This is a genomic window from Sphingobium sp., assembly GCF_035511395.1.
Lineage (GTDB): Bacteria > Pseudomonadota > Alphaproteobacteria > Sphingomonadales > Sphingomonadaceae > Sphingobium.
Map to the genome: position 1 here is coordinate 14,779 of NZ_DATKFP010000092.1, position 19,350 is coordinate 34,128.

20 protein-coding genes and 1 pseudogene are annotated in these 19,350 nt (G+C 64.5%); 7 read left to right on the forward strand and 14 right to left on the reverse strand.

Annotation, left to right across the window (positions count from 1 at the left end; genetic code table 11):
- Positions 1–68: 68 nt before the first annotated feature.
- The 4 genes from VMR39_RS05535 to VMR39_RS05550 form a co-directional block, all read right to left on the reverse strand.
- The gene (locus VMR39_RS05535) at positions 69–1,373 is read right to left on the reverse strand and encodes a HAMP domain-containing sensor histidine kinase (RefSeq protein ID WP_325415021.1); all 1,305 of its coding nucleotides are present in this window, start codon (positions 1,371–1,373) and stop codon (positions 69–71) included.
- Between the two features lie 151 nt (positions 1,374–1,524).
- Positions 1,525–2,190: a response regulator transcription factor gene (locus VMR39_RS05540; RefSeq protein ID WP_325415001.1), complete on the reverse strand. Its 666-nt coding sequence runs from the start codon at positions 2,188–2,190 to the stop codon at positions 1,525–1,527.
- 46 nt (positions 2,191–2,236) lie between these two features.
- Positions 2,237–2,575, reverse strand: a complete 339-nt coding sequence (locus VMR39_RS05545) for a hypothetical protein (RefSeq protein ID WP_325415002.1) — start codon at positions 2,573–2,575, stop codon at positions 2,237–2,239.
- 78 nt (positions 2,576–2,653) lie between these two features.
- Positions 2,654–3,385: an SIMPL domain-containing protein gene (locus tag VMR39_RS05550; protein ID WP_325415003.1), complete on the reverse strand. Its 732-nt coding sequence runs from the start codon at positions 3,383–3,385 to the stop codon at positions 2,654–2,656.
- Positions 3,386–3,582: 197 nt separating this feature from the next.
- On the opposite strand from VMR39_RS05550, the gene VMR39_RS05555 reads away from it, so the two are divergent.
- The 5 genes and pseudogenes from VMR39_RS05555 (at position 3,583) to VMR39_RS05580 (ending at position 8,945) form a co-directional block, all read left to right on the forward strand.
- Complete coding sequence (locus VMR39_RS05555; RefSeq protein ID WP_325415004.1) at positions 3,583–5,364, forward strand: ABC-F family ATP-binding cassette domain-containing protein; 1,782 nt, start codon at positions 3,583–3,585, stop codon at positions 5,362–5,364.
- 143 nt (positions 5,365–5,507) lie between these two features.
- Positions 5,508–6,218 (forward strand): VIT family protein, encoded by a 711-nt coding sequence (locus VMR39_RS05560; protein ID WP_325415005.1) that lies wholly within the window; start codon positions 5,508–5,510, stop codon positions 6,216–6,218.
- A 41-nt stretch (positions 6,219–6,259) separates the two neighbouring features.
- Positions 6,260–6,805, forward strand: coding sequence for a glutathione peroxidase (locus VMR39_RS05565; protein WP_325415006.1), 546 nt, complete (start codon positions 6,260–6,262; stop codon positions 6,803–6,805).
- Positions 6,805–8,129, forward strand: a pseudogene (locus VMR39_RS05575) (M20/M25/M40 family metallo-hydrolase). The gene VMR39_RS05565 and the pseudogene VMR39_RS05575 overlap by 1 nt, the downstream one beginning before the upstream one ends.
- Before the next feature lie 174 nt (positions 8,130–8,303).
- A complete protein-coding gene (locus tag VMR39_RS05580) occupies positions 8,304–8,945 on the forward strand; it encodes a trimeric intracellular cation channel family protein (protein ID WP_325415008.1) in 642 nt (213 codons plus the stop codon).
- Positions 8,946–8,968: 23 nt separating this feature from the next.
- Here the strand turns inward: VMR39_RS05580 and VMR39_RS05585 are convergent, their stop codons facing one another.
- The 8 genes from VMR39_RS05585 to VMR39_RS05620 all read right to left on the reverse strand — a co-directional run bounded on the left by VMR39_RS05585 (position 8,969) and on the right by VMR39_RS05620 (position 15,824).
- A complete protein-coding gene (locus VMR39_RS05585) occupies positions 8,969–9,472 on the reverse strand; it encodes a YbjN domain-containing protein (protein WP_325415009.1) in 504 nt (167 codons plus the stop codon).
- Between the two features lie 80 nt (positions 9,473–9,552).
- Entirely contained in the window at positions 9,553–10,227 is a 675-nt protein-coding gene (pyrF, locus tag VMR39_RS05590; protein ID WP_325415010.1) for an orotidine-5'-phosphate decarboxylase, read from the reverse strand.
- A complete protein-coding gene (locus tag VMR39_RS05595) occupies positions 10,224–10,574 on the reverse strand; it encodes a LapA family protein (protein WP_325415011.1) in 351 nt (116 codons plus the stop codon). The genes pyrF and VMR39_RS05595 overlap by 4 nt, the downstream gene beginning before the upstream one ends.
- Positions 10,575–10,730: 156 nt before the next feature.
- Positions 10,731–11,585, reverse strand: a complete 855-nt coding sequence (locus VMR39_RS05600; protein WP_325415012.1) for an aldose 1-epimerase — start codon at positions 11,583–11,585, stop codon at positions 10,731–10,733.
- 14 nt (positions 11,586–11,599) lie between these two features.
- Positions 11,600–13,012: a sugar porter family MFS transporter gene (locus tag VMR39_RS05605; RefSeq protein ID WP_325415013.1), complete on the reverse strand. Its 1,413-nt coding sequence runs from the start codon at positions 13,010–13,012 to the stop codon at positions 11,600–11,602.
- Positions 13,013–13,034: 22 nt separating this feature from the next.
- Positions 13,035–13,925: an SMP-30/gluconolactonase/LRE family protein gene (locus VMR39_RS05610; RefSeq protein ID WP_325415014.1), complete on the reverse strand. Its 891-nt coding sequence runs from the start codon at positions 13,923–13,925 to the stop codon at positions 13,035–13,037.
- A 1-nt stretch (position 13,926) separates the two neighbouring features.
- On the reverse strand, positions 13,927–14,685 hold the full coding sequence (locus VMR39_RS05615; protein WP_325415015.1) for an SDR family oxidoreductase: 759 nt from the start codon (positions 14,683–14,685) through the stop codon (positions 13,927–13,929).
- Positions 14,682–15,824 carry a fumarylacetoacetate hydrolase family protein gene (locus tag VMR39_RS05620; RefSeq protein ID WP_325415016.1) on the reverse strand — a complete coding sequence of 381 codons (1,143 nt, stop codon included), beginning with the start codon at positions 15,822–15,824 and terminating at the stop codon, positions 14,682–14,684. Before VMR39_RS05620 ends, VMR39_RS05615 begins: the two co-directional genes overlap by 4 nt.
- 166 nt (positions 15,825–15,990) lie before the next feature.
- Between VMR39_RS05620 and VMR39_RS05625 the strand changes: the two genes are divergently transcribed.
- The gene (locus VMR39_RS05625; protein ID WP_325415017.1) at positions 15,991–16,182 is read left to right on the forward strand and encodes a hypothetical protein; all 192 of its coding nucleotides are present in this window, start codon (positions 15,991–15,993) and stop codon (positions 16,180–16,182) included.
- Between the two features lie 274 nt (positions 16,183–16,456).
- On the opposite strand, the gene VMR39_RS05630 is transcribed toward VMR39_RS05625, so the two are convergent.
- Positions 16,457–16,897: an EF-hand domain-containing protein gene (locus tag VMR39_RS05630; protein ID WP_325415018.1), complete on the reverse strand. Its 441-nt coding sequence runs from the start codon at positions 16,895–16,897 to the stop codon at positions 16,457–16,459.
- A gap of 275 nt (positions 16,898–17,172) precedes the next feature.
- Here VMR39_RS05630 and purB point away from each other — a divergent pair, with 275 nt between their 5' ends.
- Positions 17,173–18,489 (forward strand): adenylosuccinate lyase, encoded by a 1,317-nt coding sequence (gene purB, locus VMR39_RS05635; protein WP_325415019.1) that lies wholly within the window; start codon positions 17,173–17,175, stop codon positions 18,487–18,489.
- 71 nt (positions 18,490–18,560) lie between these two features.
- Here purB and VMR39_RS05640 read toward each other — a convergent pair.
- Positions 18,561–19,350 (reverse strand): substrate-binding domain-containing protein (locus VMR39_RS05640; RefSeq protein WP_325415020.1); only part of this gene is annotated, 790 nt, incomplete at its 5' end.

Here is a 19,350-nt window from a genome sequence, read left to right on the forward strand (position 1 = left end):
AGCGCGCCTTTAGCCGGCGCGTGGGCGAATCACAATGGTGGGCGTGCGTCGGAAAGGCGGATTGACGCTCAGGCCGAGGGCAGCCTCAGGCGTACGAGCAGGCCGCCCAGATCCTCGCTCTCCTCAAGCGCGACGGTGCCACCATAGATTTCGGCGACGTCTCGGACGATGGCGAGGCCGAGGCCGGTGCCGGGCTTGCCGGAATCGAGGCGAACGCCACGGTCGAAGATGCGGATGCGGTCCGCTTCAGGGATGCCCAAGCCGTCATCCTCGACCAGGATTTCGACCATGCCGGCCGCCCGGCCGACGGTCGCGAAGACGCTACCGCCGCCATATTTGGCGGCGTTTTCGATCAGGTTGCCGAGCATTTCGTCCAGATCCTGCCGTTCGACCCGGACGGCGGCGGTCTTGTCGCCGTCCATGTCGATGCGGACTTCGGGATAAAGGCGCTGGACGGCGCGTTCGACGGCTTCCAGGCTGGACCAGACTTCGGCGCGGCTGTGGGCCGCACCGCGCCGGCCAACAGCGCGGGCGCGGGCAAGATGATGGTCTACCTGCCGGCGCATCGTCGTCGCCTCGCGGATCACAGCGTCGCCAAGGTCGGGCGCCTGCGCGGTGGCGGCGTTCATGATGACGGTCAGCGGCGTCTTGAGCGCATGGGCGAGGTTGCCGGCGTGGGTGCGCGCTTCCTCCGCCTGCCGCTCATTATGGGCAAGTAGGGCGTTCAGTTCCTCGACCATGGGCAGCACTTCGGCGGGCATCGGTTCGGTAACGCGATTCTTCTCGCCGCCACGCATCCGCACGATCTCCAGCCGAACTTTGCGCAGCGGGCGCAGGCCATAGATGGTCTGGAGCGTCGCCAGCACGAACAGGCCGAGCGCCAGCAGCGCGAAGCTTTTGAACAGGGTGGAGCGCAGCGTCCGGATCTGGCCGTCCAGCCCTTCGCGCGCCTGCGCCACCATGAACATCCAGCGGGCATTGGAGCCGGGCAGGATGACGGTGCGCTCCATGATGCGCAGATCCTCGCCGGGGAACTGCTTGCTGTCATAGACGTGAAGATGGCGGTCATGATGTTCCGCCGGCACGTTGAGCGCGCGGTCCCAGAGCGAACGGGACCGCCAGTCCTCATGCTCCTTGGCGCTGATCTGATAATAGAGGCCGCTATTGGGTTCGAGGAAGCGCTGGTCGGCCAGTTCGCGGTTGAACAGCACTTCGCCATCCGGGCCGATTTCCGACGCCGCGATCATCGCGGTCAGCACATAATTCATGCCATCGTCGAAATTGCGCGTGATGGCGTCGGCCAGCACCCGGTCCAGAGCCACGCCGCCGCCGATCAGCAGCACGCTGATCCACAGCGCGGCGATACCCATCATCCGCCGGCTGATCGAGCCGGTGGAGCGGACGGGGGGAGGGCTTACTGCGTCAGTCACTATTCACCGTTCGGTTCGAGCTTGTCGAGAACGGATCTTGGCGCTGTCGTTCTCGACAGGCTCGAACCGAACGGGTTGAGGGGGAGAGGGATTGTTACCGCCCCGGCTCGTCCAGGCTGTAGCCAAGGCCACGGATGGTGGTGATGACGTCCGCGCCCAGCTTCTTGCGGATGCGCGTCACGAACACCTCGATCGTGTTTGAGTCGCGGTCGAAATCCTGATCGTAAATATGTTCGATCAATTCGGTGCGGCTGACCACCTTGCCCTTGTGATGGAGCAGGTAGGAAAGAAGCTTATATTCCTGCGCGGTGAGCTTTACCGGGTCGCCCTTCAGCGTCACCTTGCCCGAACGGGTGTCGAGGCGCACGTCGCCGGCGGTCAGCTCGCTCGACGCATTGCCCGACGCGCGGCGGATCAGCGCGCGCAGGCGAGCGATCAGCTCCTCGCTCTGGAAGGGCTTGGCCAGATAATCATCCGCGCCCGCGTCGAGGCCGGCGACCTTGTCCGACCAGCTGTCGCGCGCGGTCAGCACCAGCACGGGGAAGCTGCGGCCTTCCTTGCGCCAGCGATCGAGCACGGTCAGACCGTCGATCGTGGGCAGGCCAAGGTCCAGCACCACCGCATCATAGCTTTCGGTCGCGCCCAGGAAATGGCCGTCCTCGCCATCGGTGGCGAGGTCCACGGCATAGCCTGCACCCTCCAGCGTGTTCCTGAGCTGCTGGCCCAGGTTCGGTTCATCCTCGACGATCAGCAGGCGCATGGGGCTAGTCCGTTTCTTTTATGCATAGGGTTGAAGCGCACGCAGGTCAGCGCGCCATGCCGATAATATCGCCTGTCCGGCCATCGGCATCAACCCACACAACCTTGCCATCCTTCACATATTTGAGGCGATAGCGGTTGGACGAGGGGTTGAATTCGCTGCCGACATAGGTGGCGCCGCCCACGGCCGCGTCGACCCGGCGCTTGATCATGGAAAAGGGCATGACCTGACCGTCCAGCATCGCCCGGCGTGCGGCGTCCTGCTCGTCGCGTCGCCCACCGGCATCGGCGGCCGGCGCCAACATCAGGGCGGTCATGGCCACGCCGGTGCCGGCCATCAGGCTTTTCCACTTCATCATCATCTGCATGGCATAGGTGAATAGCATTGAACAGGTGGTGAATGGCGCGAACATGAACAGAAAAGGCGGCGCCGCACAATGGCTTCGCCGCCTTTACCTGCTTTCTTACTTTTCCAGCGCGTACTGGACCGTCAGCGTCACCGATGCGCTGACCTGACCGGGTTCGACCGGCGTGGTGGGCGCGGCATCGGCCTTGAAGCGGGCGCTTTGCATCATCGGCATGGGCGGCTGGCCGCCGCTGTTGCTTTCACTGATCGACACCAGCCGCGCCGAGCGATAGCCCGCCGCCTGCGCATAATAGTCGGCCTGCGCCTTGGCACTCTTGAGTGCCGCGCCGCGCGCCTGAACGATCAGCGGCGATGGATCGTCGATCGAGAAGTTCGGGCCGTTTATGTTGGTCGCGCCCGCTGCGACCATCGCGTCGAGTGATGCGCCGACCTTCTTGATGTCGCGCAGCTTCACCGTCAGCTGGTTCGACGCCTCATAACCGATGAAGCGCGGGCCTGCCGGCTGGCCATCACGATTGCTGTAGTCATATTGGGCGGACAGGTTGATGCCGCTGGTCTGGATATCCTTCTTGGCGATGCCGGCCTTGGCGAGGGCGGCGATCAGCTTTTCTGTCTTGGCGGCATTGTCCTGCATGGCGACCTGCGCCGTCTGGGCGCGGGTCTGGACGCCGGTGCCGACGGTCGCGACATCGGGCGCAGCCTCGACGCTTTCGGTGACGTTCAATGTCACCACCGGCGCGGTCTCGGCGATGGTGACGCTGGTCTGGGCGATAGCCGCTACGGGAAGCGCGGCAGCGCCGAGCGCCATCAGGGCGAGAGCGGATTTCATGGACGTTTCTCCTCTGTAAGTCCTGCACCCATGTTTGGCCGGGGTGCGATGAATGGACGCTGACATGCGTTGAAAGCCGTCCGACAGCTTTCTGGTTCCGCTTTTGCCCCCGGAGGATGGCAGGCAGTTTTTCGTTTCCGCATTTTACGGGCCGGGAGGTGTTCCACCGCCCAAGAAAATGCTCTAGCTGCACCGCCATGGCAGCTCCCATCCTCTCCTTCGAAAATCTCGGCCTCTCACAGGGCACCCACTGGCTGTTTCGCGGCATCGACATCCATGTCGGGCAGCGCGATCGGCTGGCGCTGATCGGCCGCAACGGCGCGGGCAAGACGACCCTGCTCAAGCTGATCGGCGGGCAGATCGAACCGGACGAGGGCATCCGTTCGGTGCAGCCGGGCGCGCGGGTCATCACGCTGGAGCAGGATCCCGACGTCACGCCCTACGCCACGCTGCATGATTTCGCACTGGCAGGCGAGTTCGCGCCGCCCGCGCATGAGGTGGAGGCGATCGCCGACCAGCTGGGCATCGACCTGTCGCGCGAGGCGAAGACCGCGAGCGGGGGCGAGCGCCGCCGGGCCGCCATCGCCCGCGCTCTGGCGAGCGAGCCGGACCTGCTGCTGCTGGACGAGCCGACCAACCATCTGGATATCGCCGCGATCGACTGGATCGAAAACTGGATGGCGCGTTACAATGGTGCCTTCATCGTCATCAGCCACGATCGCGCCTTCCTGACGCGTCTGACGCGCCAGACCTTGTGGCTCGACCGGGGGCAGATGCGCCGCAACGAGGTGGGCTTCGGTGGCTTTGAACAGTGGATGGAAGCCGTCTATGCCGAGGAGGCGCGCGCCGCCGACAAGCTGGATGCCAAGCTGAAGATCGAGGCGCACTGGCTGGAGCGCGGCGTCACCGCGCGCCGCAAGCGCAATCAGGGCCGTCTTGCGAAGCTCTGGGAAATGCGCGCCCAGCGCGCCGCGATGCAGGGGCCGCAGGGCACCGCCAAGATCGCGGTCGCCAGCGACGACAGCAAGACCAAGAGCGTCATCAAGGCCGAACATGTCACCAAGACGTTCGGGGACCGCACGATCATCAAGGACTTTTCCCTGCGCATCCAGCGTGGCGACCGGATCGGCATCGTCGGCGGCAATGGTGCGGGCAAGTCGACGCTCCTGAAGCTGCTGACCGGCGAACTGGCGCCCGACAATGGCGAAGTCAGCCAGGCGAAGACGCTCGACATGATCTTCATCGACCAGCAGCGCAGCCTGATGCAGGGCGACAAGAGCGTGCGCGACGTGCTGGCCGAGGGCGGCGACTGGATTGACGTGCGCGGCGTGCGCAAGCATGTCCATGGCTATCTCAAGGACTTCCTGTTCGATCCGTCTCTGGCCGAGGCGAAGGTCGGCACCCTGTCCGGCGGCGAGCGGTCGCGCCTGCTGTTCGCGCGCGAATTTGCCCGCGAATCCAATCTGCTGGTGCTGGACGAGCCGACCAACGACCTGGACCTTGAAACGCTCGACTTGTTGCAGGAAGTGATCGCCGATTATGACGGCACGGTGCTGATCGTCAGCCACGATCGCGACTTCCTCGATCGCACGGTGACGGTGACGTTGGGCCTGGACGGATCGGGGACGGTCGATGTGATCGTGGGCGGTTATGCCGACTGGGTCGCCAAGCGTGATCCCCGCCGCGCGCCCAGGGCGGAGAAGAAGGAAGCCGCACCGCCTCCACCGCCCAAGCCCGTATCGGCCAAGCTCAGCTACAAGGACCAGCGCGACCTCGATCTGCTGCCCAAGCGGATAGAGGAGCTGGAAACCGCGATCGCGCGCGACGAGGAAATCCTGCACGATCCTGCGCTTTATACGCGCGATCCCAATAAATTCGCCACACTGACCGCCGCGATCGAAAAGGCGCGGGCAGAGAAGGATTCGGCGGAAGAACGCTGGCTGGAACTGGCGGAAAAGGCCGAGGGGCTGGCGGGCTAATTATAACCTTTTCTCCCCCGTTCGGGCTGAGCTTGTCGAAGCCCCTTTCTTTATTCAAAAGAAGAAAAGCCCTCTTCGGCGAAGCTCAGGACAGGCTTCGACAGGCTCAGGGCGAACGGATTTAGAAGGTGATCGCCCGACGCATGGACACGCAAAACACGCCAATCCCCCATCACGCTGTCCATTATGTCAACCGCGTCGGCTGGCTGCGGGCGGCAGTGCTGGGGGCGAATGACGGGATCGTGTCGACCGCCAGCCTGATGACCGGCATCGCCGCATCGGGTGCCGGGTCGCAATCGATTCTGCTGTCGGGCATCGCCGCTCTGGTTGCCGGCGCCATGTCGATGGCAGCGGGCGAATATGTTTCGGTCAGCGCGCAGTCCGATACGGAACGCGCCGACCTCGCCAAGGAAAGAAAGGCGCTCGCTACACAGCCTCATGCCGAATGGATCGAACTGCGCGATATCTATGTCGAGCGCGGCCTGACGCCGGAACTGGCCGGACAGGTGGCGGAGCAGCTGATGGCGGCGGATGCGCTGGGCGCCCATGCCCGTGACGAGTTGGGCATTTCCGATCTTGCGACCGCGCGGCCGGTGCAGGCGGCGCTGGCGTCCGCCGCCAGCTTTGCCGCAGGCGCAACGCCGCCCGTGCTGGCAGCCGCTCTGGCGCCGTCCGGCAACGCCATTCCCGCGATCGTCGGCACCTGTCTGCTCTGCCTCATCCTGTTAGGCCATGTCGGTGCGCGGCTCGGTGGAGCGAAGCCGCTGCGATCGATCGTCCGCACGCTCTTCTGGGGCGCGCTGGCGATGGCGGTGACGGCGGGTGCGGGACATCTGTTCGGCGCGGCGATTTGATGCCAAGGTCCGCCGCAACCTGATTCCAAGGAGATGCCTCTATGACCGATATCCAGCAGATTCCGCTCAAGACCATCAAGGGCGCGGACGCCAGCCTGGCCGACTATGCCGGCAAGGTGGTGCTGGCGGTCAATGTCGCGTCCAAATGTGGGCTGACCCCGCAATATGAAGGGCTGGAGGCGCTTTATGCCGGCTACAAGGACAAGGGGCTGGTCGTGGCTGGCTTCCCTGCCAATGATTTCGGCGCGCAGGAGCCGGGCAGCAATGACGAGATCGCGACCTTTTGCACCACCAATTTCGGCGTCGATTTCCCGATGTTCGAAAAGATCGTCGTCACCGGCCCGGACAAACATCCCCTCTACGCCGCGCTGACCAGTGCGCAGCCCGAAGCGCAGGGCGAGGGCGACGCCTTCCGCGAGAAGCTGAAAGGCTATGGCATGACCCCCAATCCCGTTCCCGAAGTGCTCTGGAATTTCGAGAAATTCCTGATCGCGAAGGACGGCAGCGTCGCCGCGCGCTTTGCGCCGACCACCGCGCCCAATGACCCGGCGCTGGTTGCCGCGATCGAGGCGGAACTGAACAAGTGATGATGCGAAGCCTGATTGCAAGCGCGCTGCTGCTGGGTGGCGCGCCGATGGCCCATGCCGCGCTCAGCCCCGCCGAACGGAAGATCGGTGCGACTGTCGAGGCGGGCTATGAACCGTCCGTCGCGCTGCTCGAAAAATTGGTGAACCAGAATAGCGGCTCCATGAACTTCGCGGGCGTGAAGGCGGTGGCCGACATGCTGCGGCCGGAGTTCGAGGCGCTCGGCTTCACCGTGAGCTGGAAGCCGATGGACGCCGCAAAGCGCGCCGGCCACCTGATCGCGGCGCACAAGGGCAAGGGCGGCACGACCAAGATGCTGCTGATCGGCCATCTCGACACGGTGTTCGAGCCGGATTCGCCCTTCCAGACCTTCAAGCGCGAAGGCGCCGCTTCTGGTGGTGATTGGCGTCCGGCCCTGGTGTCGCCGACGACAAGGGCGGGGTGGCGACGATGCTCCTGGCGCTGAAGGCCATGCAGGCCGCCGGCACGCTGAAAAGCGCCAATATCGAAGTCGTGCTGACCGGCGACGAGGAAGACTCGGGCGATCCCGTCTCCATCGCCCGCGCCGATCTGGTCGCCGCGGGGAAGCGCGCCGACGTGGCGCTCGATTTCGAGGGTCTGTCCCAGGAAAATGGCAAGGATATGGGCTCGATCGCCCGCCGCTCGTCCAACAGCTGGACGCTGACCGCGACCGGCAAGTCCGGTCATAGTTCCGGCATCTTCTCCGCTGCGGCGGGCGACGGCGCAATCTACGAACTGGCGCGGATCATCACGGCATTCCGCAAGGAACTGCCCGAACCCAATCTGACCTTCAACGTCGGGCTGATCGGCGGCGGCCAGAGCGCGGATGTCGATAAGGACGGCGTGCGCATCGCCGTGACCGGCAAGACGAACATCATCCCGCCGGTCGCCGTCGCCAAGGGGGACTTCCGCACGCTCAGCGAGGAACAGACGAAGCGGGTACAGGCGAAGATGCAGGCGATCGTGGATGCCGGTCATCTGACAGGCACGTCGGCAAGCATCGCCTTTGACCTCGGTTATCCGTCCATGGCGCCGACCGAGGGGAACAAGGCGCTGCTGACGAGGCTCAACGGCATCAACAAGGATCTCGGCCTGCCCGAAATGCCCGCGCTCGACCCGCTGAAGCGCGGTGCCGGCGACATCGCCTTCGTAGCGGCCGACACGGACGGACTGGTGGGCCTTGGCCTCGCCTCCAGCGGCGATCATAGTCCGGCGGAAAAGGCGGACCTGTCCACCATGAAGCGCCAGGCCAAGCGCGCTGCCATCCTGATGAGCCGGCTGGCGGCGGAGAAGGGGCGGAAGTAATTTCCCTTCGTCATCCCCGCGCAGGCGGGGATGACAATTTCGTGTTTGCTGAATAACCTCCGTTCGTCTCGAGCGTGTCGAGCAACTAGGCAAAGCTCAATTCAGTGAAGCTAATAGGAAAGCGCGGCTCCATCCGCTCGACTTTGCTCCAAGCGAACGGCTAGGGATATGGCCATGCTCCCACCCACGCCCTCTCTCGCCACCTCGATCGGTCCGGTGCTCGAAACATTGAGCATCGTGGGCACCTTCGTCTTCGCCGCTTCGGGCGCGCTGGCAGCGGCGCGGCTACGGCAGACGCTCGTCACCTTCGCCTTCTTCGCGCTGCTGACCGGGGTGGGCGGTGGCACGGTACGCGACCTGCTGATCGGCGCGCCGGTCTTCTGGGTGGTGGACGCGGTGCCGGCGATCGCCTGCATGGGCGCGGCGCTGCTCGTCTGGTTCACCCCGCGCCGCTGGTGGAGCGATCGCGCGCTCGATTGGCTCGATGCGATCGGGCTGGCCGCCTTTGCCGTGTTCGGTGCGGCCAAGGCAATGAGCTTCGGCGTTCCCCCCTTCGTCGCGGGGATGATGGGCGTCGTCACCGGCTGCGTCGGCGGCATCATGCGCGACCTGCTGGCGGGCGAGCCGTCGATCCTGTTGCGGCCGGAGCTCTATGTTACGGCCGCAGCGTTCGCGTCCGGGTTGTTCGTGGCGCTGCGCTGGATCGGGCTGGATGTGCCGGTGGCAGGGGTGGTGGCCGCGCTGCTGGGCTTTGCCTTGCGCGCCATGGCTATCTGGCGCGGATTGGGGTTGCCCGCTTATCAGGATGAAGGCTGAGCCGGCCAGCCTCCCTGAAGAAATCAGTCGAGATTTTGTCCGGCGAAATTGGAATAGTCGCCCAGCAGCGAGGTCCACCAGTCGAGCACGTCACGGAAATTGACCGAGTTCAGTCCGCCGATCGTGGCGACGTCGTAACGCAGGTCCATTTCATGCTTGTCGTTGACGGCGGCACGAACGAAGCGTTTCCCGGTATTCCACTTATTTACATAGTCTGTCGTCACCTTCTCGTTCGGGTCGAAGGAGGCCTGAAGCTGAAGGGATTCGCATTTCAGATGGTCGGTGCAGTCGTAGAACAGGACCGAAAATGTATAGCCCGCCGCCGCGCTGTTGATCATCGGATCGCCCAGGCTGTCCTTGGTCAGCTCGGCGGTATAGCCGGCCTTTTGCAGCGCGGCGACGATCGATTGGGGATTGGCGGCGCATACCATGTCCGCCGCGCAATCCGCCTTGCTTTCGGTGGCGGCCTCCGCCGGAACCGACAGGGCAAAACCCAAGGCAACAAGCGACAAGCGGAAGGGCGTCATCATCGTCTCCGTGAAGGGGGCAGGCCAGTCGACCGACGCTTGCACCGCGCCGATCGCCGACAATCCAATGGGGATGGAAGTTAAAGCGTCGCTTCGATCTCGCGCGCGGCCATGTCCGGGCTTTCCGCCTGGCTGATCGGCCGCCCGATTACCAGCATGGACGCACCCCGGTCCAGCGCTTCACGCGGTGTCACCGCGCGCTTCTGGTCGCCGAGCGCTCCGCCGGCTGGGCGCACGCCCGGCACCACGAAATAGCCGTCATTCCAGGCCGCCTTGGCGATCGCGACTTCCTCGCCCGAACAGACGATCCCGTCCAGGCCCGCGCTCTGCGCCAGGTCGGCGAGGCGGCGAACCTGGTCCTCCGCCTTGCCGCCGACGCCGATGTCGAGCAGGTCGCCATTGTCGAGGCTGGTCAGCACGGTGACGGCCACGACCTTGGTGTTGATGCCAGCCGCCGCTTTCGCATCCTCCAGCATGGCACGGCCGCCCGCCGCATGGACGGTCAGCACCGCCGGCTCAAGCACATGTAGCGCCTGCACCGCCTTCGCTACCGTATTGGGAATGTCGTGCAACTTGAGGTCGAGGAAGATGGGCAGGCCGAACTTCATCATCTCATGCACGCCATGATGGCCGTTGGCGCAGAAGAATTCGAGGCCCAGCTTCAGCCCGCCGACATGATGCCGCACCTGCCCGGCAAGCGTCTGCGCCTTGGCAAGGTCGGGCGTATCGATGGCGACGTAGATGGGGCTGCTCATGCTGGTCCTGTGAAGCTGGAAGATGGGGCGGGGGAGTCCGGAATGGCCGCAACGGCCGGCGCATCCGAAAAGGCGGGTGAGGGCGGCGGCGCAGCGGCTGCGGTTGCCGCCACCAGCGCCCGCTCGGTGCTGTCGAGCCGGCGCTTCATGCGCCAGCGCGTCGCGCGCGCCATGACCCAGAAGGGCAGGGCGCCCAGCAGGAAGGCGCCGATCAGCAGAACGGGCAGCTTGGTTTCCATCACCAGATCGCCCCACAGACGGACGGTCACGGGCACATAATTGGCCATGCAGAAAAAGGCCAAGCCGACGGCGATGACGACCCAGAATGCTGTCCGCAAAAATTGCATAGGCTGATACCCTCGCTGCTGCTGGTTTACGGCAGCTTAGAGCATTTTCGCGTCGGGTGGAAACACCCGCCGGGTCGGAAAATGCGCAAAACCGGAAATGGCGCTGACGATTCCGGACTATCCGGATCGTGCAGCGCCCTATTCGGTTCCCCGCGATCAGGGAAGGGGCGTGTCGATTTTCTCGACCGCGACGGTCATCGAAAGCCGTGCCGTCTCGCCCGGCGCGATCATGGCCATGCCGCCGCGATTGATCGCATCGGGCATGTGGCTGACCGGTTCCAGGCAGAAATAGGCTTCGCCGGGTGGGCGATAGACATGCAGCCAGTCCGCGCCAGTGGCGCTCAACATCAGGCGCAGGCCGTCGCCGCGCTCGACGATCGCAGGGCCAGCCCAGCCGGTATAGGCATTGTCGACCAGATAATCGCCCTGCACCCTGGCCGGGCGCGACCAGTCGCCTAGCCTGTCGGCCGGCGCCTCGCGATCTGGCAGCATGTCCGGCGTGGACAGCCAGAGGCCACGGGCATCGAAACGCAGCGTCGTTCCCGTGTCCGCCGCGAAATAGGGATGGAAACCCAGCCCCACCGGCATCGGGCGATCGCCGACATTCTCCACCGACAGCGACATGGACAATGCCGATGCGGTCAGCGTCACCTGCTGCTCGGCGCGATAGAGCCACGGCCAGCCGGCATTGCCACCATGCTCATGCGCCAGCAACACCGACGATGCGGTTGTCGCTTTCGCTGTCCAGTTGGTCTGCCAGCCAAAGCCATGGATGCTGTGCGGATGGTCGCCGAAATTGAGCGGAAGCTGATAATCCTCCCCATCAACCACGAAACGCCCGTTCGCGATGCGATTGGCATAGGGGGCGAGCGGAAAGCTGGCCATGGCGAGCGGATCGTCCGCGCCATCGGGCGCGCGCCGCATCAGGTCGACGCCATCCAGCGCCAGATGCAGCAGCGAACCGCCGACAGCGGGCGAGAGGGCCGCTTCCAGCCCTCCCGCTCGCAGCATGATGACGTCCTTGCTCAGCCGACCATGTCCTCAAGCTCGCGGCCCTTGGTCTCATGGACCATGGCACGCACGAAGAAGAAGGAGATGAGCGCGAACAGCGCATAGCCGACATAGGCGGTGGCAAGGCCCGGCCAGGTCACGAGCGAGGGGAAGCTGACCGAAACGACCGCGTTGGCGATCCACTGGGCGAAGCCGGCGACGGCCAGACCGGATCCGCGGATCTGGTTCGGGAACATCTCGCCCAGCATGACCCACATGATCGGACCCCAGCTCATGTTGAAGAAGATCACGTAGAGATTGGCCGCGACCAGCGCGATAACGCCATTATTGCCGGGCAGGGTCACGGCCCCGTCCGCGCCGGTGACGGCGGTGGAAAAGGCATAGGCGACGGTCGCCAGCGTCACCGCCATGCCCGCCGAACCGATCAGAAGCAGCGGCTTGCGGCCGATCCGGTCGACCAGTGCGATGGTGGCGAGACAGGCGCCGATCGAGAGGACGCCGGAGATGATGTTGATCTGAAGCGCATAATCCTCGGCAAAGCCCACGGCTTCCCACAGGGTCGCGCCATAATAGAAGACGACGTTGATGCCCACCAGCTGCTGGAAGACGGCGAGGCCGATGCCGGTCCAGACGATCGGACGCACCTTGCCGCTGGCCTTGTCGATCAGGTCGGACAGCTTCGGGCGATGATGGTCGGCGGCCAGGCTGGCGCGGATTTCGGCGACCTTGCGTGTCGCCGTGTCAGCGCCGAACAGCCGGGTCAGCACCGCATGAGCACGTTCTTCCTGACCCCGCGCGACGAGATAGCGGGGGCTTTCGGGGATGACGAGCAAGGCGAGGAAATAGATGGCGGCCGGGATCGCCTGCAACCAGAACATCCAGCGCCAGGCGGGGAAGTCGAGCCAGAGCGGCGCGGTGGAGCCACCGGCATAGCGGGCCAGCACGAAGTTCGCGACAAAGGCGCCGGTCAGGCCGGAGATGATCATAACCTGCTGCACCGACGACAGCCGCCCGCGCACGGCGGCGGGGGTGACTTCGGAGATGTAGACGGGGGAGATGACGCTTGCCGCGCCGACGCCAAGGCCGCCGATGATACGGGCGATGATGAAGATGGCGGAGGAACCGGCAGCGCCTGCGGCCAGTGCGCTGACGAGGAACAGGATGGCGGCCAGCATCATCACGCCGCGTCGGCCGATGATGTCGGCCATGCGGCCTGCGCCGAAAGCGCCGATCGAAGAGCCGACCAGAATCGCGCCGACATTGACGCCGATGCCTAGCTTGCCGAGGTCGAAGGCGCTTTCCAGCCCCTTCTGCGTGCCGTTGATGACGCCCGAATCATAGCCGAACATGAATCCGCCGATCGTCGCCACGGCGACGATCGCGGCGATGAAGGCCATATTGACCCTCTCGGCGCTCCCCTCTGTCATATTCTCGTTCCTTCCAGCTCTCTTATATCGTTGCGACATGACCCGGCAGCCCCGCGACACCGGGATCGAAGGCGAACAGATCGCCTGCCAGGGGTTGTTCTGTCAACGCTGTCATATCCAGTCCCTTGCGCGCCGTCGTCGCATAGGCGGTACGCAGGTCTTCGCCGCCAAAGGCGATCTTGGTGATGTTCGCCACCGGGAAACGGATTTCGCGCATCAGCTTGCCCGCCGGGTCGTAGCGGCGCACTGCCCAGCCGCCGAACAGGCCGGTCCACAAGCATCCCTCGGCATCGACCGTCGGCCCGTCGGGATAGCCCGCGCCTTCCTCGATCCGGGTGAACAGGGTCGTGTTGCCCACCGATCCGTCATCCATCACATCGGTGCGCCAAATGCGCCTGCCCAGCGTGTCGGTGTGGTACAGAATGCGGCCATCGGGCGAGAAGGCGGGACCATTGGTGATCGACACTGCTGGCAGGCCCGTCTCGACGCATTGCCCATCATGAAAGCGGTAGAAATAGCCGCTGTCGGCCGCCTCCGCATCGTCCATCGATCCGAACCACAGTGCGCCGTCGGGCGCGACACAGGCGTCATTCTGGCGGTTGCCGGGCATATGCGCTTCGGGGGCGTGGACCAGCCCGAAGTTTGCCCCCTCCGCCAGATCCAGGGCCGGATCGAAGCGATGCACGCCCGATTGCAGCCCGACCGCGAACAGGCCGTCGGCGGTCGGCAGGATCCAGCCGACCTGTCCCGGCGCCGCCCAGCTACGGCCGACGTCGAGCGCCGGGTCGTAGCGGTGGACGCGATGCCCCTTGATATCGACGAACCAGAGAGCGGCATCGCGCGCCACCCACACCGGTCCTTCGCCCAGCGTCGCGCCGACCGACAGCACGCTCTGCGGATCGGCGCCCACCATATCAGCGCCAGCCGGCATCGATAAAATAGTCATGGGCGGTGCAGTACCGCGCATCGTCCGACGCCAGGAACATCGCCAGCGCGGCCACGTCCTGCGGCAGGATGCGGCCGTCCAGGCACTGCGCCGCGACGATCTCCGCCTCGCCTTCGGGCGTGTACCATTTTTCCTGGCGCAGCGTCTTCACATTGCCGGGAATGATGGTGTTGACGCGGATATTGTCGCGACCCAGATCGCGGGCGAGGCTGCGCGTCAGCCCCTCGATTGCGGCCTTCGACGTCTGGTAGAGTACCAGTTCGGGAAGGGCGAGGTGCCAGCTGATCGACCCGAAGTTCAGGATCACACCGCCGCCCGCACGCTTCATCGCCGGAACCACCGCTTGTGCCGCAAAGAAGAGATGGCGCAGGTTCACCGCCATCCGCTCTTCCCAATAGGCAGGCGTTACCTCCGCGATCGTGTGGCGATCGTCATTGGCGGCATTGTTGATCAGGATGTCGATCCCGCCAAGTTCCGCTTCCACCTTCGCCATCATCGCCTGCACCGCATCGATGTCGCGCAGGTCGACGGCATGGAAGATCGGCGTGAAGGCTGCGTCGGAATGACGCGCGACCAGCGCCTCGCTCTCCGCCACCGCGATGTCGCAGAAGGCGACATGCGCGCCCTGGCCGACGAACGCCTCGACCAGTCCTTCACCGATGCCGCTACCGCCGCCGGAAATGAAAACCCGTTTGCCCTTCAGGCTGGGATAGATGGCACGGCTCATGCGGTTTTCTTCTCCTGCGCGGTCAGCAGGCCGCGCGTCGCGAGGTTGGTCATCAGGGCGGTCAGGCCCCAGGTCCAGGGTGCGGCGTCTTTCGACGTCACCACCTTGTTCACCAGCTTGCCGAGGCGCGGGGTCGAGATGGCCACCACGTCGCCGACCTTGTGGGTAAAGCCGCGACCCGGTTCGTCACGGTCCTGCACCGGGGCGAAGAGCGTGCCCAGGAACAGGGTGAAGCCGTCGGGATATTGATGTTCCGACAGGGTCTGGCGTACCAGTTCCAGCGGATCGCGGCTGATCTGGTTCATGCTGCTTGTGCCTTCGAGGCGATAGCCTTCCGGCCCGTCGATGGTCAGTCCGACTTCGGCGTTGCGGACATCGTCGATGGTGAAGTCGGCGTCGAACAGGCGGATGAGCGGGCCAAGCGAGCAGGATGCATTATTGTCTTTCGCCTTGCCGAGCAGCAGGGCCGATCGCCCCTCGAAATCGCGCAGATTGACGTCATTGCCCAGCGTGGCGCCGATAGCGGTCCCAGCGGCATTGACCACCAGCACGACTTCAGGCTCCGGATTGTTCCAGGTGGAATCGGACCGGATACCGATCTCCGCGCCCAGACCCACGGTGGAGAGGACCGGGGACTTGGTAAAGACCTCGGCGTCGGGACCGATCGCGACTTCCAGATATTGCGACCAGAGGCCGTCCTCGATCAGCGCGGCCTTGAGCGCGGCCGCTTCCTCGGTGCCAGGCACGACGGCACGGATCGACCCGCCGACGCGTTCCTCCAGACGGCCGCGAATCTCCGCAGCAGCGCTGGCGTCGCCACGCGCTCGCTCCTCGATCACGCGCTCCAGCGCGGACAGGGCGAAGGTCACGCCGCACGCCTTGACGCATTGCAGGTCGACCGGACTGAGCAACGCTAGGCCGAGCGTTTCGAGCGGGCCGAGCGCTTTGCCGGCCGAGGCTGAAAGCGGCAGCTTTTCCACAAGTTGCGAAACGGTGGGCGCGACGTGGCTCATGTCATGGGCCTGGCCGTCGACGACGAGGATCGGGCTGGGGCCGGCCGCAGTCTGCACGCGGCCAAGAAACGCGCCGCTGCGCCAGTCGGCGGGCAGGCAATCGAGCAGGGAGATATCGCCCGGCATCATCAACTCCTAAAACGGATGGTTGTTAATTGATAGCGCTACCAACATGGAACCGACTACGGAGTCAAGGGGGTGTTGCGCAAAAGGCGCGTAAGCGAAAAGTCGTAGTGCAAGGCGCGGTGCGATCTTTTCCGAAGCGTCGCTTTGGGGCACAGCTGAAAGCACCATGAGCAAGACCGAAGACAGCGCGCCGGCAACCGGCGCAACCGCCGCTCCCGCAACCTCCGCAGCTGAAAAGACAGATTTGGCCAGCGCCGCGCGCAAGTCCGCCGGGAAGGGCGTTTGGATGGGCACCGCTGTGGGTATCGGATCGGCCGCGATCGTCGCTGCATTGCTGTACGCGCGAAAGAAGGGGTGAAGCCCAGAAGCTGAATGGAGCCGTTCGGGTTGGGCTGGCCGACCCCCGCTCTCTTTCCTTCGGGAAAGGATGGCTCTTGGACCAGCTCAGGCCAATAGGTGCAGAATGTCCCGATGTAGCGCAGGCCATTCTACCTGCGACTGCCCCCTGGATGACCGGCTATCCAATTTGCGTATAAAAAAGGGGCGGCATGGCCTTCGCTCCATACCGCCCCATCATGCGACCCGTTGCGGGTTCTTTTTCCGCCCTTCGTGACAGGCGGGGAAGGTAATATTTATCCGGCGCCACCGCTCAGATAACTGATCAGCTCAGGCTTGCTGATCGTCGTGCTCTTGTCCGAGTCCGCGCTGGTGAAGGCGCCGTCAGCCCAAGCCGTAACCTGTTCGGCCGGCAGGGTCGTGCCAGTGGCTTTCATCTCCTGATCTTTGAGTGCGACCATCCAGCGCGAAAATTCCGCCTTGTCGAGCTGGCCATCGCCATTGGCATCATAGGCCGGAAATTCGCTGTCGACGATGGACGCGACGCTGGTTGCAGGATTGGCGGGAGCGGCAGGTTGCGCCGGGGCCGTCTGCGGCTGCGCCGGGGCTGCCGGAGCAGTGGGCTGCGCAGGTTGCGTTGTGGACGGCGTCATGCCCTGGTCGGAGCTGGTCGCCTGCTGCGCCATGGCGGGCGCAGCGACTGCCAGAGCCGTCGTGAGAAAAAAGGCGCGGATCATTTCGATCTCCTGTTGTGCGACCGTAATCGGAGGCAGATGCCGTTCATCCGATACGTGAATAAGTGCAAATATAATGGTCGAAACGCATTTCTTGTTCCTGAATATCCGTTCATCGCGTGTCATTCGTCTTGTGAATTGGGTCGATTCATCTTTTTCGCTTCTCGCAGTTGCGAAAAATGGAAGCAAAGCAAGGTCATGGCTTGTGACATTTGCTAGGTCGGTCCGGGGCTGCTAGGCGCGCGGCAACATTCACCCTCCAGCCGCAGGATTCGCCCATGGTCCCCCGCTACGCCCGCCCGCAAATGACCGCCCTCTGGGAACCGGAAGCCCGGTTCAGGATCTGGTTCGAGATCGAGGCGCATGCGACCGAGAAGCTGGGCGAACTGGGCGTCGTCCCGCCGTCCGCCGCCAAGGCGCTGTGGGACTGGTGGGCGACCAACCCCGCCATTGACGTACCCGCGATCGACGCGATCGAGGCCGTCACCAAGCATGACGTCATCGCTTTCCTGACCTGGGTTGCCGAACAGGTCGGTGACGAAGCGCGCTTCATGCATCAGGGCATGACGTCGAGCGACGTTCTGGACACCTGTCTTGCCGTGCAGCTGGCCCGCGCCGCCGACATTCTTATCGAAGACCTCGACAAGCTGCTCGAAGTCATCAAGCGTCGCGCCTTCGAACATAAGCTGACGCCGACCATCGGCCGCAGCCACGGCATCCATGCCGAACCGGTGACGTTCGGCCTCAAGATGGCCGAAGCCTATGCCGAGTTCAGCCGCTGCAAGACCCGCCTGATTGCGGCCCGCGAGGAAGTCGCCACCTGCGCCATTTCGGGCGCGGTCGGCACCTTCGCCAACATCGACCCGCGCGTGGAAGAACATGTCGCTGAGAAGCTGGGCCTCGCCATCGAGCCGGTGTCGACGCAGGTCATCCCGCGCGACCGCCATGCGATGTTCTTCGCGACGCTGGGCGTCATCGCCTCGTCGATCGAGCGCCTCGCCGTCGAGGTCCGTCACCTCCAGCGCACCGAAGTCCTCGAAGCCGAGGAATATTTCTCGCCTGGTCAGAAGGGTTCGTCGGCCATGCCGCACAAGCGCAACCCGGTGCTGACCGAAAACCTCACCGGTCTTGCCCGCATGGTGCGCAGCTATGCCATGCCCGCGATGGAGAATGTGGCGCTGTGGCATGAGCGCGACATCTCGCACTCGTCGGTCGAACGTTACATCGGTCCCGATGCGACCATCACCCTCGACTTCGCGCTCGGTCGCATGACCGGCGTGATCGACAAGCTGCTCGTCTATCCCGAGCGGATGATGAAAAATCTCGACAAGATGGGCGGCCTCGTCCACTCGCAGCGCGTTCTGCTGGCGCTGACCCAGGCGGGCGTCAGCCGCGAGGACAGCTATCGTTATGTCCAGCGCAACGCCATGAAGGTGTGGGAATCGGACGGCCAGCTGTCGCTGATGGAACTGCTCAAGGCCGACGAAGATGTCGCCGCTGCGCTCAGCGCGCAGGAAATCGAGGACAAGTTCAACCTCGATTATCACTTCCGCCAGGTCGACACGATCTTCAATCGCGTGTTCGTCGAGGCATAAATCCATCGCCGTTCGTTTCGAGCGAAGTCGAGAAACGTTTCTCGACACGCTCGAAGCGAACGGGAGTATCTTTACCGCCCGCCCAGCCGCGGCCGCATCCGCGGCGCGGCGTCCGATTGCCGCCGGATCAGCGCATGGTCGAGCACCAGATGCTCGGCGCCTTCCACCTTCTGTCCCTTGCGGCCCTTCAGCCGTCGCACCAGCACCTCCACCGCCGCGCGCGACATGTCGCTGATCGGCTGGCGAATGGTGGTCAGTTCCGGCCAGATCGTCGTCGCCAGCGAACTGTCGTCGAAGCCGCAGACAGTCAGGTCGCCCGGCACGTCAAGCCCGTTGCGGTGCGCGATCGCCACGGTCGCGGCGGCCATGTCGTCATTGCTCGCGAAGATCGCCGTCGGCGGATCGATCAGCGACAGGATATGCTCGGCCGCGTCCAGCCCTGACCGGTAGGTGAAGAAGCCCTGTGCGATCAGTTCGTCCTCGATCTTTATGCCGGCTTCCTGCAACGCCTCGACATAGCCCTCGAATCGCTTGGCGCTGGCCGTCTGATTGGGGTTGCCCTTGATGAAGCCGATGCGCGCATGGCCGAGCGCGATCAGGTGGCGCGTCATTTCATAGGCGGCCTGCCGGTCGTCGATGCGCACCGCAGAGACATCGGAAGGCGGCTTGCCGGTCGCCACGACGACGGCGGGAATGTTGGCGGCGGCGAGCGCCTCCACCATCTCCTCCAGGTCGCAGAGCGGCGGCGGCAGGACCACGCCGTCGATCCGGCCGCGCAGCAGATGATCGACAACCGACTGGACCGACGTCTGCTCGTCCCATTTCTCGACGACCAGGTCGATGCCGCTGCGGCTCGCCTGA